Source organism: Streptomyces sp. PT12, from assembly GCF_003311645.1.
In the GTDB taxonomy this organism is placed as follows: Bacteria; Actinomycetota; Actinomycetes; order Streptomycetales; family Streptomycetaceae; genus Streptomyces.
Genome location: NZ_QEST01000158.1, coordinates 1 through 16,407 on the forward strand (window position 1 = coordinate 1; position 16,407 = coordinate 16,407).

At 71.0% G+C, this 16,407-nt stretch carries 14 protein-coding genes; 4 read left to right on the top strand and 10 right to left on the bottom strand.

The window, feature by feature from the left end:
- Window positions 1-159: 159 nt before the first annotated feature.
- The 4 genes from DEH69_RS17885 (at window position 160) to DEH69_RS17900 (ending at window position 4,739) form a co-directional block, all read left to right on the top strand.
- Window positions 160-1,368, top strand: coding sequence for a sugar ABC transporter substrate-binding protein (locus DEH69_RS17885; protein WP_181727481.1), 1,209 nt, complete (start codon window positions 160-162; stop codon window positions 1,366-1,368).
- A 92-nt stretch (window positions 1,369-1,460) separates the two neighbouring features.
- Window positions 1,461-2,450 (top strand): carbohydrate ABC transporter permease, encoded by a 990-nt coding sequence (locus DEH69_RS17890; RefSeq protein WP_113687989.1) that lies wholly within the window; start codon window positions 1,461-1,463, stop codon window positions 2,448-2,450.
- Window positions 2,447-3,316 (top strand): carbohydrate ABC transporter permease, encoded by an 870-nt coding sequence (locus tag DEH69_RS17895; RefSeq protein ID WP_220131287.1) that lies wholly within the window; start codon window positions 2,447-2,449, stop codon window positions 3,314-3,316. Before DEH69_RS17890 ends, DEH69_RS17895 begins: the two co-directional genes overlap by 4 nt.
- 7 nt (window positions 3,317-3,323) lie before the next feature.
- Window positions 3,324-4,739, top strand: a complete 1,416-nt coding sequence (locus tag DEH69_RS17900) for a glycoside hydrolase family 32 protein (protein ID WP_113687990.1) — start codon at window positions 3,324-3,326, stop codon at window positions 4,737-4,739.
- Between the two features lie 150 nt (window positions 4,740-4,889).
- Here the strand turns inward: DEH69_RS17900 and DEH69_RS17905 are convergent, their stop codons facing one another.
- The 10 genes from DEH69_RS17905 to DEH69_RS17950 form a co-directional block, all read right to left on the bottom strand.
- Window positions 4,890-6,095 (bottom strand): LuxR C-terminal-related transcriptional regulator, encoded by a 1,206-nt coding sequence (locus DEH69_RS17905; RefSeq protein WP_181727482.1) that lies wholly within the window; start codon window positions 6,093-6,095, stop codon window positions 4,890-4,892.
- Between the two features lie 208 nt (window positions 6,096-6,303).
- Window positions 6,304-7,200, bottom strand: coding sequence for an alpha/beta fold hydrolase (locus DEH69_RS17910; protein WP_220131288.1), 897 nt, complete (start codon window positions 7,198-7,200; stop codon window positions 6,304-6,306).
- On the bottom strand, window positions 7,197-8,450 hold the full coding sequence (locus tag DEH69_RS17915; protein WP_113687992.1) for an NAD(P)/FAD-dependent oxidoreductase: 1,254 nt from the start codon (window positions 8,448-8,450) through the stop codon (window positions 7,197-7,199). Before DEH69_RS17915 ends, DEH69_RS17910 begins: the two co-directional genes overlap by 4 nt.
- A 58-nt stretch (window positions 8,451-8,508) precedes the next feature.
- Window positions 8,509-9,096, bottom strand: a complete 588-nt coding sequence (locus DEH69_RS17920; RefSeq protein WP_220131289.1) for an aromatic-ring-hydroxylating dioxygenase subunit beta — start codon at window positions 9,094-9,096, stop codon at window positions 8,509-8,511.
- The gene (locus tag DEH69_RS17925; protein ID WP_113687993.1) at window positions 9,093-10,442 is read right to left on the bottom strand and encodes an aromatic ring-hydroxylating dioxygenase subunit alpha; all 1,350 of its coding nucleotides are present in this window, start codon (window positions 10,440-10,442) and stop codon (window positions 9,093-9,095) included. The genes DEH69_RS17920 and DEH69_RS17925 overlap by 4 nt, the downstream gene beginning before the upstream one ends.
- A gap of 49 nt (window positions 10,443-10,491) precedes the next feature.
- Entirely contained in the window at window positions 10,492-11,352 is an 861-nt protein-coding gene (locus tag DEH69_RS17930; RefSeq protein ID WP_113687994.1) for an alpha/beta fold hydrolase, read from the bottom strand.
- 48 nt (window positions 11,353-11,400) lie between these two features.
- A complete protein-coding gene (locus DEH69_RS17935) occupies window positions 11,401-12,444 on the bottom strand; it encodes a sugar ABC transporter substrate-binding protein (protein WP_113687995.1) in 1,044 nt (347 codons plus the stop codon).
- 70 nt (window positions 12,445-12,514) lie between these two features.
- Window positions 12,515-12,865, bottom strand: coding sequence for a bifunctional 3-phenylpropionate/cinnamic acid dioxygenase ferredoxin subunit (locus tag DEH69_RS17940; RefSeq protein ID WP_113687996.1), 351 nt, complete (start codon window positions 12,863-12,865; stop codon window positions 12,515-12,517).
- Entirely contained in the window at window positions 12,858-13,928 is a 1,071-nt protein-coding gene (locus DEH69_RS17945; RefSeq protein WP_113687997.1) for an ABC transporter permease, read from the bottom strand. The genes DEH69_RS17940 and DEH69_RS17945 overlap by 8 nt, the downstream gene beginning before the upstream one ends.
- Window positions 13,929-13,981: 53 nt before the next feature.
- Entirely contained in the window at window positions 13,982-15,490 is a 1,509-nt protein-coding gene (locus DEH69_RS17950) for a sugar ABC transporter ATP-binding protein (protein ID WP_220131290.1), read from the bottom strand.
- Between the last annotated feature and the right edge of the window lie 917 nt (window positions 15,491-16,407).

Consider the following 16,407-nt stretch of genomic DNA (forward strand, 5'->3'; position numbering starts at 1 on the left):
CCTGCCCGACCCCAACCAACCAGAACAACACTTAGACGCGACAATCTACTAGTCACAGCGTGCGCCCTGGCTTTGACCCTGACCGCGGCCGGCTGCTCGGGCTCCTCCGGTGGGGGTTCCGCCGGAGGCGCGAGCTGTGACGGGCAGATCGATCAGAGCGTGACGATTGAGAGCTTTTACCACGGTGGCGGCGAGGAGAAGGACGCCTTCCTCGGCATCGTGGAGGCATTCAACGCCAGCCAAGACGAGGTCACCGTCGACGTGCAGAGTGTCCCCGAAGGCACGTACAACGACTCCGTCCAGGCTGCGGCAGCCTCCGGAGAGCTGCCGGAAGTGCTCGACTTCGACGGCCCGAACCTCTACAACTATGCCTGGAACGGCAACCTGATCCCGTTGGACGAGTGCCTTGAGCAGAGCACCGTGGACAGGCTGCTGCCGTCCATCGTCGAGCAGGGGACCTACAACGGGCAGCTCTACGGCGTCGGCGCCTTCGACTCGGGCGTGGTGCTGTACGCCTACCGCTCGGCGCTTGAGGAGGTGGGCGCCCGCATCCCGGAAGGCATCGAGGACGCGTGGACCGCCGAGGAGTTCACCACGATCCTGGGCGACCTCCAGGAGCAGGGCTACGACAACCCCCTCGACCTGCACATGTGGTACGGGCGGCAGGGCGAGTGGTTCAGCTACGCCTTCAGCCCGATCGTTCAGTCGGCCGGGGGCGACCTGATAGACCGCTCCGACTACCAGACGGCCCGGGGCGCGCTCGACACCCCCGAGGTGGTCGACGCCATGACGACGTTCCAGTCCTGGTTCACGAACGGCTATGTCAACGTGGAGGCGCAGGACGACACCCCGTTCCTCCGCCAGGAGAGCCCGATCGCCTGGAACGGGATGTGGGCGTACGCGACCGGCTACGAGGAGGCGGTCGGCGACGACCTGGCGGTCATCCCGCTCCCCGACTTCGGCACCGGCTCGAAGACGGGCATGGGCTCCTGGCAGTTCGGCATCACCTCGGGCGCCGAGGACCCCGACGCCGCTGCGGCCTTCCTGGAGTTCCTGCTCAGCCAGGAGAACCTGCTCACCATGTACGAGGCCGTGGGAGCACCCCCCTCGACCGACGTGGCGCTCGCCGAGACGGACATCTACTCGGCCGACGGTCCGATGCACATCGTCACCGACGCCCTGAACGAGGCACCCGAGATCGCCGTTCCCCGGCCGCAGACCCCGGCCTACCCGACCATCACCCAGTCCTTCGCGCAGGCGATCGATGACATCAGCCAGGGCGGAGACGTCCAGGAAGCCCTGGAAGCGGCCGTCGAGAGCATCGACCAGGACATCGAGGACAACGGCGGATACCCGATTCAGGAGTAGGAGCGCGGCATGTCCCGGGCGCCGTCGCGTCGGCCCCCGGGACATGCCCACGGTTCCCGTCCGACCTCACCTGCCCGATCCCGAGGTGCCCCATGTCCACAGCCGGTCCTCCCACCCCTCTCCAGCCAGCCATCAAGCCAGCCCGCACATCAGCACGGAAAGCGGCTGGCCACCACGGCGCGCGGCGCCTGGGCTCCCGGGCGCGCGAACGCTGGACAGCGACCCTGTTCTCCGCCCCCGCGGCGGCCTTGCTGATTCTCTTCCTCCTCGCGCCCTTCCTGTCCGCGGTGGCGTTGTCCTTCACCAACCAACGGCTGTCCTCCCCCCTGCCGGTGGAACTCGTCGGATTCGAGAACTACCAGCGGATCTTCGCCGACGCGAAGTTCTGGCGGGCTTTCAGGAACAACGCCCTGTTCGCCGTGATCGTCGTACCCGTGCAGACCGCGGCGGCGCTCGGCATGGCCGTGCTGGTCAATCGGCGCCTGCCGGGCCGCACGCTCTTCCGCACCATCTACTTTCTGCCGACGGTCACCGTGATGGCGGTCGCCGCGGTGGTCTGGAAGCTTCTGCTGCTGCCCGAGGGCGGGCTCGTCAACAGCTCCCTGTCCACGGTTACCTTCGGCATGGTGGAACCCGGCTGGCTCTCCAGCACCACCTGGGCGATGCCCGCGATCGTCATCACCTCGGTATGGCAGGGCGTGGGGTTCCAGATGGTCATCTTCCTCGCCGGTCTCCAGAACATCCCCCAGTCCCTCTACGAGGCCGCGCGCGTCGACGGCGCGACCGCCTGGCACCAGTTCAGGCACGTCACGTTGCCAGGGCTGCGCAACACACTCATCTTCGTCCTCAATGTCACGGCGATCTTCGCCTTCCGCCTGTTCGACCAGGTTTATCTGATGCCCCAGTTCCCGGGCGGCCCCCTGGACTCGACGCGCACGATCATGCTCGAACTGCTGCAGACCGGCTACTCCCGGCGCATGATCGGCCAGGCGTCGGCCATCGCGGTCGTCTTCTTCGTCTTCGTCCTCGGCATCACGCTGATACAGCGCCGGCTTGCCCGTGAGGAGCGTGCTGTCCAGTGACCACCACGCCGCCGCGTCCCGCCCATATCCGGCGCGCGCCCAAGCCGTACCGCCTCACCCTGCACTACACCCTGAGCATCGGCGTGGCACTGCTGATGCTGGTGCCCCTGGCCTTCATGTTCGTGGGTGCCGTCAAGCCCAACCCGGACGTCCTGGCCGACGGTGGAAGCTGGCGCGCCTTCGTGCCCAGCGGCATGACCTTCGACAACTTCACCAGCGCCTGGGAACGCTCCGACTTCGGCCGCCTGCTGCTCAACTCGCTCGTGGTGTGCGGCGTCACCGTGGTGCTGGGTCTCATCGCGAACTCGATGTTCGGCTACGCCCTCGCGCGGCTGCGCTGGACGGGCCGCAACCTGGTCCTCGCCACAGTGGTCGCACTGATCATCATCCCGTTCGAGGCCCTGGCGATCCCGCTGCTGCTGTTCATGACCGAGCTGGGCTGGCTGGACACCTACCAGGCGCAGATCATCCCCTTCGTCGCCAACCCCTTCTTCATCTACCTCTTCTATTCCTTCTTCACCACTCTGCCCCGCGAACTGGAGGAAGCGGCCCGGATGGACGGCGCCGGGCCGTGGCGCACCTTCCGCTCCGTGATCGTCCCACTGTCACGCCCCGCCTACGCCTCCGTAGCGATCCTCAGCTTCCTGATGAACTGGGGGCAACTGCTCTGGCCGGTGATGGTCACCCGCAGCGAATCGGTCCGCCCGCTTCCGGTCGGCATGGCCGTCTTCCAGACCCTGCCCCCCCTTCAGTGGGGAGACATCATGGCCTTCGCCGCGATGATGACGGCCCCTTCGCTCATCGTGTTCCTGATCTTCCAGCGTGCCTTTGTCCAAGGTGTTGCCGCTCAAGCGGTCAAGGAGTAATCCCCAGATGGTCACCACTGTCCAGGACCCCCACTTCCCGCAGGTGCACCTGAGACCGCCCGCGAACTGGATCAACGATCCCAACGGGCTCGTGTTCCACGACGGCTACTACCACCTCTTCTACCAGCACAACCCCGCCGGGCCGCTGCACCGGCACATCCACTGGGGGCACTTCCGCAGCCGTGACCTGCTGCACTGGGAACCCCTGCCCATAGCTCTGGCCCCCACCCCGGAAGGCGAGGACGCCCACGGCTGCTTCTCCGGAAGCGCCGTCTCCCACGACGGCCGGATCACCGCGTTCTACTCCGCCTACCGGGAGGACCGGTGGTACCAGCCCGTCGCGGCAGCCGACTCCGGGCCCGAAGGCACCGACTTCACCAAGCGCCCCGACCTGGTGGTGCCCCGCCCGCCGCACGGCGTCACCACCTACCGCGACCCGTATGTATGGCGGCACACACACGGGTGGCGCATGCTCGTCGGCGCCGGGCTGCGCGACGGCCAGGGCGCCGCACTGCTCTACGAGTCCGACGACCTCACCACCTGGCGGTACCTCGGCCCCCTCCCCGCCGCCGACGACCCCTCAGGGCGGCAGCACACGGGCGAGGCGTGGGAGTGCCCGCAGCTGGCCACTTTCGACGACGGCAGAGCACTGCTCATCGCCAGCGCCTGGTACCAGCGAACGGGCCCGAGCCACGTCGTCTCCTGGTCAGGCACTTCCGACCAGGGGCAATACCACTTCGGCCCCCCGACGCGCTTCGACCACGGCCCTGACTTCTACGCACCCGCACTCCTGCGCGCCCCCGACGGACGCTGGCTGCTGTGGGGCTGGTCCTGGGAAGCCAGGGGCGGAACCGGTACCTGGGCCGGAGTGCTCACCGTCCCGCGCGAAGTCACGCTCACGCCCGACGGCCGCCCCCGCCAGGTCCCCGCTCGGGAACTCGAGGGACTGCGCACGGGACAGCCCCTGCGCACCGAGATCCGCGCGCTGCCCCGCGAGGTGAACGAGCTGGACCGCCTCGCTGGCGCGGCCGACATCCGCCTGCGCGTGTCCTTCGGCGAGGACGTCGCCTGGGGTCTGCGCATCAACTCGAGCGATGACGGCGAAGAACACCTCGACCTGCGCCTGTCGGAGGGCACGCTCACCATCGACCGCGGCCGGGCCTCGGCCGACCCACAGGCCCATGTGGGCCGCTACACCATGCCCATGCCTCAGGCGGCGCCGGGCCGGACGGCGGAGCTGCGTCTGCTCCTTGACCACTCCATCCTGGAGATCTTCAGCCACAGCGGGGAAACCCTGACCCTGAGGTACTACCCGTCCTCCGCGCAGGGCTGGCGCCTGGTCACCCACAACCGCGCCACAACACGGACCACCACCGAGGTGGAGGTCCACACGCTCCGGACCCCGGACGGAGACCGCAAGTGAACCCCACGCGCGTCACCGCGGTCGGCGAGGTCCTGGTCGACCTGTTGCGGCGGACCAGCTCGGGCACGGCGCGGCCCGAGCGCCCGGATCTCGCCCTCGCCGGATCAAGAGCAGCACAAGCCCGTGACAGTAGCGGGCAAAGCTTGACGCTCAGGCGGACGACCGCCCGGCGCCCTCCTCGACTCCGCGCCAGCTGGGCCCCGTTCGCGGTGCCGGGTCCGGTCGGGTGCGGGAGATCACGACGCGGGGTGTGCGGCCGAGGAGGACCCGGGTCAGCTGGACCCGGTTGCCGATGTCCAACTTGGCGTAGACGCTCTTGATGTGCTGGCGGACGGTGTACACGCTCAGCGTGAGCAGCTCCGCGATCTCGCGGTCCGAGAGACCGGCCGCCACCATCTCCGCGATGTCCGTCTCCCGGGCGGACAGCGTCCCGAGCGCCGGGCTGAGGTACGGGGTCTCGGTGGACTCCAGGGACAGCCGCATGATCTCGGTGCCCGGCTGGTCGGGCACCCGGGTGATCGCGCAGTCGAGCACGTCCCTGGTCCCGTCGTCGCGACGCACCATGTACGAGAGCCGGGTCTCCCCGGAGCCGGACTCGACGTCGCGCAGCAGGCGGTAGAGGAGGTCCTGGCCCTCCCAGACGCTGTCGAGCAACTCGGCCGCGGCCGGCGTGACCACCGGCTCGTTGGAGTCGGCGCGGAAACAGACGATGGCGACGCCGCTGTGCCGCAGCGCCGTGCTCGTGATGTCCAGCGACTTCTCCAGCCACTCGCGTCGCCGCACCGCCTGCACCGCGCCGGCCACGCAGCCGGCGAGCAGCCGGGCCAGGTGCAGGTCGAACTCCGTCACGGTGGCGGCGACGCGGTCGGAGGCGAAGTCGACGGTGCCGATGATCTCGCCGTGGGCCATGACCGGCGCCTTCAGCACGTGGATCATGTTCTCCAGCCGGACGACCCGCTGGTAGATCTCGGTCTGCCGCCACTGCCGCAGCGAGCGGTTGGCCAGGTTGTAGACCGGCGAGGCGGTGGCCAGCAGCTCCCGCAGCTCCATGTCGACGGGGCGGCCGAGCCGTTCATAGGTGCTCATGAAGCGTTGGCTGACGTTGCGCGAGGCGTACCAGGACGGCGCGCCGCCTGGCGAGTCGAAGAGGTAGAGGGCCGCCATGGGGAAGTCGAGGACCCGCGGCGCCAGCGCGAAGTAGGTCTCCTGGAGCTGCTCCAAGTCGGCGGACTCGGGCAGCGCGGAGCTGAGTTCGGCCAGCGCCACCAGTCGGCCGCCCTCTCGCGTGGAGGGCCCGCTCCGGGGCCGGGTCAGGGTGGTGTCGTCGTGGGATTCCGTCGGAGAGTAGGCGGTCATGGACGCCTCCGGATGCGAGGGGAGACGAGTCGGGCCAGAGCCGGGGGAGGGCGGATCGTCCGGGCCACGGACGTGCGTGTCGTCATGCCGTCCGACCGAGGCCGCACGCCGTTGTGCCCCGCGTGGGGGTGCGGGCGGTGCCGCTTGGGGCGAACTTAGCCGATACCTCCCGGTTGGCACCAGGGGCCAAGGTGAACCGGGGGCCGGGTCAGCGCCGGTCAGCGGATGGATCAAGGCCGTCGAGCAGGGAACGCAGCGCCTCGGCGAACGCCTCAGGACGCTCGTAGGGGGGCCAGTGGCCGCAGCGCGCGAGCAGCCGGACATCGGCGTGCGGCACCTGGGCGGCGATGGCCAGGGCCTGTTCGAACGGGACCATGCGGTCCGCCCGACCGTGCACCACCATCGTCGGCATCCGCAGGGTCGCGAGGGCCGCCATGTTGCTGTGCGGGGTGCTGACGGAACGCCGCTCGGCCAGCCAGTGGTCCCCGCGGTGCGCCCGCACCCGCTGGAGCGCGGCGACCAACTCGTCGGTCACCAGCTCCTGGTCGAACCACAGCGCGCGCAGCAGCCGGCGCAGCCGCTCCTCGTCGTCCGGCGCCTCGTCGGCCTCCTGGTAGAGCCGCCACACCTCCGAGGGGAACGGGCTGAGCAGGTAGGGGTCGCCGCCGGTCGAGGCGTGGCAGCCGCCCACGAGCAGCGCGGTGACCCGCTCGGGGTGCGCCAGCGCCAGCACGATGGCCGTGGTGGCGCCCATCGAGCAGCCGGCGAGCGGGGCCGCGTCGATGCCCAGGTGGTCCATGACGGCGAGCACCGCCCGGGCGCTGACGTCGTGGACCGGCTCGTGGTAGCGCACCGGGCCGGTGAGCCCGTAGTTGGGCAGGTCGACGGCCACGCACCGGTGGTCGGCGGCGAGCCGGGGCAGCACCCGGCCGTAGACCAGGGACGCGGTCGCGCCCGGTCGCGGGCCCCACGCCTGGACCAGCACCAGCGGCGGCCCCGCCCCGACGTCGAGGTAGCCGACATCGCCCTCGGCGGTCGGCAGCACGTGGTGGTGCTCCCGGTCCAGCAACAGGTCGGGGAACGGGGACGGTCGGCGGCCGGTCACGCTGCACCGTCCTTGGCCTGCGCGTGGGCCCGGCGAAGCTGGCGCAGGTCGGTGGCCGGGTCGCGTAGCGTCCGCGCGTCGATCCGGGTGCCCCGTTCGATGAGGGCCATCGCGGCGCGCACCTCGCCGGGGGCGTCGATGCCCACGGCCCCCACGATGCGGTCCCCCGCCGTGTACAGCCAGCATCCCGAGCCGTCGGGGCGGCGGCGCACGACGACCTCGGCGGTCTCGTCGACGTGGCCGGCGACCTGGACGTTGACATCGAAGTGATCGGACCAGAACCACGGCACGGCGCGGTACGGTTCCGGCGAGCCGAGCATGGCCAGGGCCGCGGCCCGGCCCTGGTTCTGGGCGTTGAGCCAGGTGCCGTGCCGCACCCGGCCACCCACGTGCGGGTCGTAGAAGCGCGCGATGTCGCCGGCGGCGAAGACGCTCGCGATCCGGCTCTGGAGGCGGCTGTTGACCGGCAGCCCGTTGCGCACCCCGAACCTGTCCCGGTCCAGGAAGTCCAGGGCCGGGGTGTGGCCGACGGCGACCAGCACCAGGTCGGTGGGTATCCGGTCGCCGTCGGCGAGCATGACCTCGGTGACCCGGTCCTGGCCGGCGAAGCCGGCGACCCGCGCCTCGGTGTGGACGGTGAGCCGGTCGATGCGGCGGCGGTCGGCCAACTCGGCCGCCGCCTGCCCGCCGACGGTGCCGGTGAGCGGCACCCGGGAGCGGCACACCCAGTCGACCTCGTTGCCGAGCCCGACGGCGGCCGAGGCGACCTCGGCCGCCAACAGGCCGCCGCCGACGACGGCGACCCGCAGCCGCCCGCGCCGCAGCCGGTCGCCCAGGGCCTCGGCCTCGTCGGCCGTGCGCAGGTAGTGGATGCCGGGCAGGTCGGCGCCGACCACGCTCAGCCGGCGCGGCAGCCCGCCGGTGCACAGCAGCACCTTCTCGGCGTGCACGCGGATGCCGCTGCGCAGGCGCACCGCGCCGGCCTCGGTGTCCAGCGCCACCACCGGGTCGTCGAGGACGAGATGGACGGCGATGTCCATCCAGTCCTCCCAGGAGCGGAGGGTCGCCGACCCCAGCGGTCGCGAGCCGACCAGGCACTCCTTGGACATGGGCGGACGTTCGTAGGGCAGCCGGCCCTCGTCGCCGACGAGGAAGATCCGTTCGGCGAACCCCTGTTCCCGCAGCGTCTCGGCGGCCCGGGCCCCGGCGAGCCCGGCGCCGACGATCACGAAGGACTTCTTGTTGGCCATGTGTGCTCCGCACGTCGTAGGGGGGCCGGTTCGGGTGATCGGCCAGGATCAGGTCGGATCAGAAGAAGACGCTGAGGTTCTTGGCCAGCACCAGGTTCTGGTCCAGCAGTACGATCCGGTCCGCGATGCGGAAGCTGTCGCCGTCGGCGCGCAGCACGTCGCGACGCTCCCCGGCCCACATGTCCACCTCGGCCTCCAACCGGTTGCGGTAGACGAGGAAGTTGGACCGCACCAGCAGTTCGCCCTCCTCGGTCGAGGGGGTCACCCGGACGTTGGTGACCAGGTGCCGGCAGCGGGAGGGCGGGTCCTCCGCCCAGTGCATCCCCGACTCCAACTGCTGGACACGGAGGTCAAGGGAGGTGCGGTCGTCGTCGATGTGCGCCACCTCGAGACCGTTCGCGTCGTCCGCCTCGTCGACCTTGCGCTGGCGGCGCAGGCGGTTCCTGCGGATCGGCATCCGGTAGTGGGCGTCGTCGGTGAACAGCTCGACCCAGGCGCGCCACTGCCAGTCGTCCAGCAGTTCGGCCTCGGCGTAGAGGAAGTCCTCGACCGCGAGGCGGGTCTCCACGGGGACCGCGGGCGAGGTGAGGGTCCGGAAGGCGGGCGCGGAGCGGCCCCTGGACCGGGGCTGGGCGCTGATGATCACCGGGAACCACCCCTGGGGGTGGCGGAGAGCGCGCCCATCGCCGAGGCACGGTGTTCCCGCCGGTCCGGCTCCGTCTGTTCGACCACCGGCCACTCCTCGCTCGTCATGAACTCCAACCAGCGGCGGTAGAAGGCGCGTTGCGGCCCCTCGCCGAAGTAGTTGCGCAGCACGCGGCCGGGGTAGACCGGGTCGTTGTCGGACTCGTGGCCGTTGCCCATCTGGTAGTTCCAGGCCATCCGCCGGGTCTGGGTGCCGCGTTCGAGCATCTGGCCGATGAGGTCCCAGTTCTCCCCGTCGTCGGTCTCCACCACCCCGGCGGCGCCCTCGGTGAAGGCGGCCGAGGTCCGCTGGGCGCGCTTGACCTCCTCGGGGGCGTCCCGGTCGACGATGGTCCAGGACCAGATCTCGAACTCGTTGGGGCCCTTGGGGTGCCACATCCGCAGGTTGGCCGACCCCGGCAGCCCGGAGAAGTTCGGGAAGATGGTGAAGTTGCCTACGGTGTTGGCCCGGTCCTCGCCCAGCCGCTCCAGCCGGGCACGGACCTGGCTCTCGTTGTAGCGGCCGAGCGGGTCGTCGGCGAAGCGCGTCATCCGGTCGAAGATCATCGAGTAGCCGTGCCCCTGCCGGGAGGCGAACTCGATGCCCTGCACGTCCCGCAGGAAGGTGGGGTCGAAGGTGCCGAGCGAGGAGGCGTGGGTGATCACGGCGTGGTAGCCGTCGCCGCCGAACTGCTCGGCGCCCAGCTTCCAGTTGCCGTGGATGGTCCACTTCACCGCGCCGGGCAGCACCTCGATGCCGCCGGGGCTGCGGTCCACCCAGGCGTCGATGTAGTAGAGCATGTCGCCGAGGAAGTCCTCCAGCGGCGGCGCGGTGGGGTCGAAGGTGGCGAACCACAGCCCCTTGTACTGGGCGACCTGCGCCACCTCAACCAACCCCCAGCGCCGCTGGTCGAGTTCGTTGAAGTAGGCGGTGTCGAGGTTGGGGACGTTGATCAGCTCGCCGGCGGTGCTGTACGTCCAGCCGTGGTAGGTGCACATGAAGTTGCGGGCGTTGCCGTCCTCGGCGCGGCAGATCTTCATGCCCCGGTGGCGGCAGGCGTTGAGGAAGACCCGAACCTCCCCGTCGCGCTGGCGGATCGCCAGGACCGGGTCGCCGCCCATGTAGGTGTTGAGGAAGTCGCCCGGCTCGGGAAACATCGAGTCGTGCCCGATGAACAGCCAGGCGCGGTTGAACAGCCGCTCCAGTTCGGCGCGGTAGATCCTGTCGTTGATGAAGATCTCCGGGCTGATCAGCCCGTTCTCCCAGTCGACCAGCTCGCCGAGGCGGGCGGCGTCGGTGTCACTCACGTGGTGTCTCCCTGTGTGCGGGGTGGATGGTTGGGCACGACGCGACGGTTCAGGCGTCGAGGAACGCCTTGACGATCGCCGTGTACTCCTCGGGGCGCTCCTCCTCCATGTGGTGGGCGCCGTCGGCCATGACGTGGAGGGAGGCGTCGGGCATCAGCCGGGTGAGCCCGAGGGCGTAGTCGGGCACCAGGAACGCGTCCCGCTCCCCCCACAGCAGGAGCGTCGGCGCGCGCACCGCCCCGAGGTGGGCCGCGAGGTCCTGGGGGATGCCCCGGCCGCCGGCGGCGGACCAGTCCGGGCCCAGGGCCAGCAGATCGGGGTCCCGGCTCAGCTCCCAGCGCAGGTCGAAGGTCCAGCGGGGGATGCCGGCCGGGTCGTGCCACTCCAGCTCGGCCATGATGGCCAGCAGCTTCTCCGGCGTGGGCCCCTCCTCGTCGTAGTAGGTGCCGTAGGCCGTCGCGCCCTTGCGGCCCAGCTCCTCGGTGGGCGGCACCGCGCCGCGCGGGGTGGGCTCGCTGCCGGTCAGCACCAGGCGACGCACCAGGTCGGGACGCTCGGCGGCCAGGGCCAGGGCCGCCGAGCCGCCGACGGAGTTGCACACGAAGTCCGCCTCGGTGACGCCGATCGCCTCCAGCGCCCCGGCGATCACCTGGGCGTGGTAGCTCCACCGCGGTGCGCGGATCGGCTCCTTGCTGGACCGGCCGAAGTGCAGCATGTCCAGCAGCAGCACCTGGCGGTCGCCGGCGAACGCGTCGGCCACGGTGCCGAAGTCGGTCCAGCCGGAGCAGCCGGGGCCGCCGCCGTGCAGGAAGACGGTGGGCGGTCCGTCGCCCAGGTCGATGTAGTGGACGGTGTGCGGTCCGACGGTCACCCGCTTGCCCTCGGGCTCGGGCAGGTCCTTCTCGATCATGGGTCCTCTCTCCGGCGCCGCCCCGGGGTCGGGCGCGCCTGTCTCGGATCAGTCGGCGAGCGGCAGTTCGTCCACGGAGCAGGTGCGTTCCCGGGGGGCGACGAAGTCACCGACGGTGGCGGGCGTGACGATCTCGCTGGCCACCACGTACTCCTCCTGCGCCGAGCCGTCGATGGCGTCCCGCACGGCCGCGGCCACGGTGATGCCGGTGCAGAACGGGTCGGTGTCGACCGTGGCGGTGAGGGTGCCGTTGCGGACGGACGACACGGCGGCCTCGTCGCCGTTGACCCCGGTGATGACGAGGCCCTCGCCGCCGTCCTCGCCGGTGTGGACGCTGCCCCCGCCAGCGAGGACGGCGGAGGACACGCCGAGCGCCGAGGCGTCGTTGTAGGTCCAGAAGCCGTCGAGGTCGGGGTGGGCGGAGAGGAGGTCCTCGGCCAGCGCGGCAGCCGCCGCGCTGGTGTCCTGGGTGTTGTTCTGGGTGGAGACGATGTCCAGCCCGGCGGCCTCGGCGGCGGCCGTGAAGCACTCGGTCATGGCGACGATGGAGGGTGCCGGCGGCCCGGAGATGACAGCGATGCGGGCGCCGGGCTTGACGTCGGCGAAGAACGCGGCCAGCTCGTCGATCACGCCTCCCTCGGCGCAGGTGTTGCTCTCCCACCAGACGGACGTCGCCACGCCCTGGCCACGGGAGTTGACCCCGACGAGGGGGATCTCGGCGGCGGTGGCGGCGGCGTAGGCGCCGGCGATGGCGTCCTCGTCCAGCGCCCAGGCGGCGATGCCGTCCGCCTGCTGGTCGACCATGGTCTGCACGTGGGAGACCTGGGTGTCGGCGGAGAGGTTCGCGTCGTAGACCTGGACATCCCAGCTCAGCTCCTCGGCGGCCTGTTCGAAGCCGGCGGAGAGGTCCTGCTGCCCCTCCTGGGCCTGGACGGGGGAGGAGAGGGCGACGGCGAGTTCGGAGTCGGAGCCGCCGCCCCCGTCGCCGCATGCGGTGCCGGTCGCCAGCAGGACGAGGGCCAGGGCGCCGGTGGCGAGGGTGCGGCGGGAGGGGCCGGGGGCGGTGGGCGGGGTGGGCGGTGTCGGTGGCATGGCGGTGTTCCCGTCGGTCGGTTCGGTGCGGAGGGCGCGGGGGCGGCAGGGGGCTGTGCGGGTGGGCGGTTCAGACGCGTGGTGGCGCGGTGACGCGTCGTCCGGCGGTGTCGACGAGGACCCAGTCGTCCTCGACGCGCACCGGGAAAGTGCCCAGCGGAGTGACCGCCGGCGCGCTCAGGGCCGCCCCGGTGCGGACGCTGAAGGTCGCGAAGTGCAGGTCGCACTCGACGGTCTCGCCGTCGAGGTAGCCCTGGGAGAGGGAGAACTCGGCGTGGCTGCACGTGTCGTCCACGGCGTAGAAGGCACCGTCCACGTTGAACAGGGCGATCGGCGGGCAGACGCCGGGCACCCTGACGGCCTCGCCAGGGGACAGTTCGGTCACGGCGCAGACCCGGGTCCAGACAGCGGTCTCAGACACCGACGACCTCCTCCGGCCTGGCCTGACTCCGGGTCGGCCCCAGGGGCGCTTTCCGCCGCCGACGCCGTGGCCCGGCGGAGGAGCGGGCCACCCCGATGCCGACGGCGAGGATGAGCAGCGCGCCGTTGACGGCCTGGCGCCAGAAGCTGGAGACGTCGGTGAGGGTCATCGTGTTCTGCACCACGCCGAGGAACAGCACGCCGAGGACCGTGCCAGCGACGCCGCCCTTGCCGCCCGTGAAGGAGGCGCCGCCGATCAGGACGGCCGCCAACACCCCGTTCAGCAGCGAGGGATCGGTCTGCGGCGAGGCCCCGGTCAGCCTGCCGACCTGGATGGCCGCCGCCACGCCGGCGGTGAGGCCCGCCAGCACATAGACCCACACCGTGGTCCGCCGGACGTCGACGCCGTTGAGCCTGGCGGCCTCGGCGTTGGAGCCGACGGCGTACAACGCCCGCCCGAACCTGGTGTAGTTCAGGACGCCGGCGGCCAGCAGCACCAGCAGCACGTCGAAGAGCAGGAGGATCGGGACGGGACCCACGTCGTCGGTGGCGAAGGTGCGCAGCGGCTCGAACGCGGGCTCCTCGAAGACGTTGACCGTGGCACCGTCGTTGAGCACCAGCGCCAGGCTGGTGGCGATGGACGACATGCCCAGCGTCACCACCAGGAACGAGATGCCGGCGCGGGCGATGAGCAGTCCGTTGACCAGGCCAAGCAGCACCCCGCCGGCCAGGCCGGCGGCCAGGCACACGACCAACGGGAGCCCGGCGCCCAGGAGCAGCCCCAAAACCATGCCGGAGGTGGCGGTGACACCGACGAACGACAGGTCGATGCCGCCAGCGATGATGACGAAGGTCACGCCGATGGCCAGCGCCAGCACCACGCTGTTGGAGCCGACGATGTTCATCAGGTTGTCCCAGGTCGGGAAGGACGGCATGGTCACCGAGGCGACCAGCAGCAGCACGGCCAAGGCGATCGCGACCCCGCCGGTGTCGCCCAGGCGGAGCCGGGGCAGGCGGCGGCCGGGCGGAGCGGCGGTGGGCGGCGGTTCTTCGACGACGTTCATGTCACCCTTCCGGTTGGTGCGGGGCAGCGGTGTGCGTGGCGGCGGAGTGCGGTTCAGGGGGCAGCGGCGAGCGGGGGGTCGCGACGGACGGGGGCGGCCTCCTCGCCGGGGACCGGTGCCGACACGCCCGGGGCCTCGCCGGTGACCATCGCGTGGTTGACGGCCTCCTCGGTGATGGCGGAGCCGTCGAGGCTGGCCACGACCCGGCCCTGGAACATCACCAGCACCCGGTCGCACAGCCCGCACAGCTCGTTCAGCTCCGAGGAGATGAACAGCACGCCGGCGCCGCGCTCCGCCTGCTGCCGCAGCAGCGCGTAGATGGCGCTCTTCGACTGGATGTCCACCCCGCGCGTCGGCTCGCTCAGCACATAGGCCGGGAGTTGGCGGTCGAAGAGGCGGCCGATCACGACCTTCTGCTGGTTGCCCCCGGAGAGCGCCGAGACCGGCAGCCGCATTGAGGCGGTCCTGATGCCGTAGCGCGTCACGGCCGAGGCCACGCCGGCGCGTTCGGCGGCCGGCCGGAGCACCCCGCGCCGGAAGACCCGGTCGGGCCAGGCCAGGGCGAGGTTCTCGGCGACGGACCGCGGGCCGAGCAGCGCCTGGGCCCTGCGGTCCTCGGGCACAAAGCCGAGGCCGCCGCGCAGCGCGGCGCCGGGGGAGCCCGTCGGCAACGGCCGGTCACGCACCCGCACTTCGCCCTCGGCGGCGATGACTCCCGCCAGCGCCCGGCCGAGCACGTCCTTCCCCGAGCCCGACAGGCCGGCCACCCCGACGATCTCCCCGGCGGCGACGGCGAGGTCCACGGGACCCAGGTCCCCCGCCCCGCTCGCGGCGCGCAGCCCCCGGGCGCGCAGAGCCACGCTGTCGCGGTCCGGCTCGTGGCGGCGCCGCCCGTAGTAGTCGCCCAGCTCCCGGCCGACCATCAGCCGCACCAGATCGTCCCTGTGGGTCTCGCGCACCGGGGCGGTCGCCACGATCCGCCCGTCGCGCAGCACGGCGGCGGTGTCCGCGATCCGGTAGATCTCGTTCATCCGATGCGTGATCATCACCACCGCCGCGCCCCGGGCGCGGCGGTCGGCGACGATGCCGAGCAGCATGTCGGCCACCTTCTCGGAGAGCGAGCTGGTGGCCTCGTCCAGCACGAGTACGCGCGGCTCGGTGGCCAACGCCCTGGCGATCTCGACCTGTTGGCGCGACTCGATGGGCAGGTCGGCGACTCGCGCCCGGGGGTCGAGCCGCATACCGATGCCGTCGAACAGCCCGGCGGCCTGTTCCTCGAGTTTCCGCCAGGAGATGATCCCCCGTTTGACCGGCTGTCGTCCCAGAAAGACGTTCTCCGCCACCGAGAGATCACCGGCCAATGCGATCTCCTGACTGATCAACGCGATACCGTGTCCGAGCGCGGTCCGGGAATCGGGTATCCGGACGGCCTTTCCGTCCAGGAGTATCTCGCCGGAGTCGGGTGCCAGAGCACCCCCGACGATGCGCGCGATGGTGGACTTGCCCGAGCCGTTCTCACCGGTCAGGGCCGTGACGGTGCCCGCGTGGAACGCCAGGTTCACATCCCGCAGAGCAATGGCCGCCCCAAATCGCTTGGATATTCCCGCGATTCTCAGTATGGGCTCGGAACTTCTCTGAACATTGCCGGGCTTCATGCGGTCGAGGTTATGGCAGGCCGGATCGCTTAACCATCCCCTCCCGGAGGCAGTTGCCCGCATCCCCACTTTCAGGGATGAAGCGACCGGCGCCCGGCGCATGTTAACGCGAAAGTCATGGAATTATTTCCGGCTTATTTCGGAACCCTCTCCCGGTGCCGAAGGCGCGCGGCGGACGATACCGCGGGCAACATTCCCGCAATACCGCCCGGCGCCCGACCCGCGCCTCTCACGGACGCGCGGCATGGCGTCTCCACGCGACCGTGCGGCACCGCCGTTCAGCACGGCTCCAGCGGGTACACCTCGCCGGGATCGGTTGGCTCCAGGCGCAGCCATCCCTCCCGGCGTGGCCCCCTGGTGTGGAGCAACGCCGTCTGGCCCGCGAGGAGTTCACCCGGTGCAGCGTGCTGCGCAGGGCCAGCCACACGCCGCAGGGCGCCCGGCCCGGCCGATAGCGCGTGCCCGTCGGATCGTCCCGCGAGTCGTCGGGGGGCGGCGGCTCGTCGCAGTCCAGCGCCCTCGCCCAGCGCCCAGCTCGGCGGGTCGAGGGCGAGCCATCAGCGGGGCCCTCGCCACCGCCGCACCGGAAGCGAAGGCCGAGGTCTACCGCAACCTCGGCCTCAAACTGACCTGTGAGCCCCAGAAAGCACTCGTGCGGGCCGAGGCCGACCTCGACCCGCACACGTTGGGGATACGGTCGGTGTCCGAGGACCGACACGACCACTACGCCCACGCCCTGAGCAGGCAGACACGGTTTGTCGTGGGGTGAGGGTCTGTCCAGTCAACGGCTGATCTTGGTTGTTGAGGTTCAGTGAGGTTTTCTC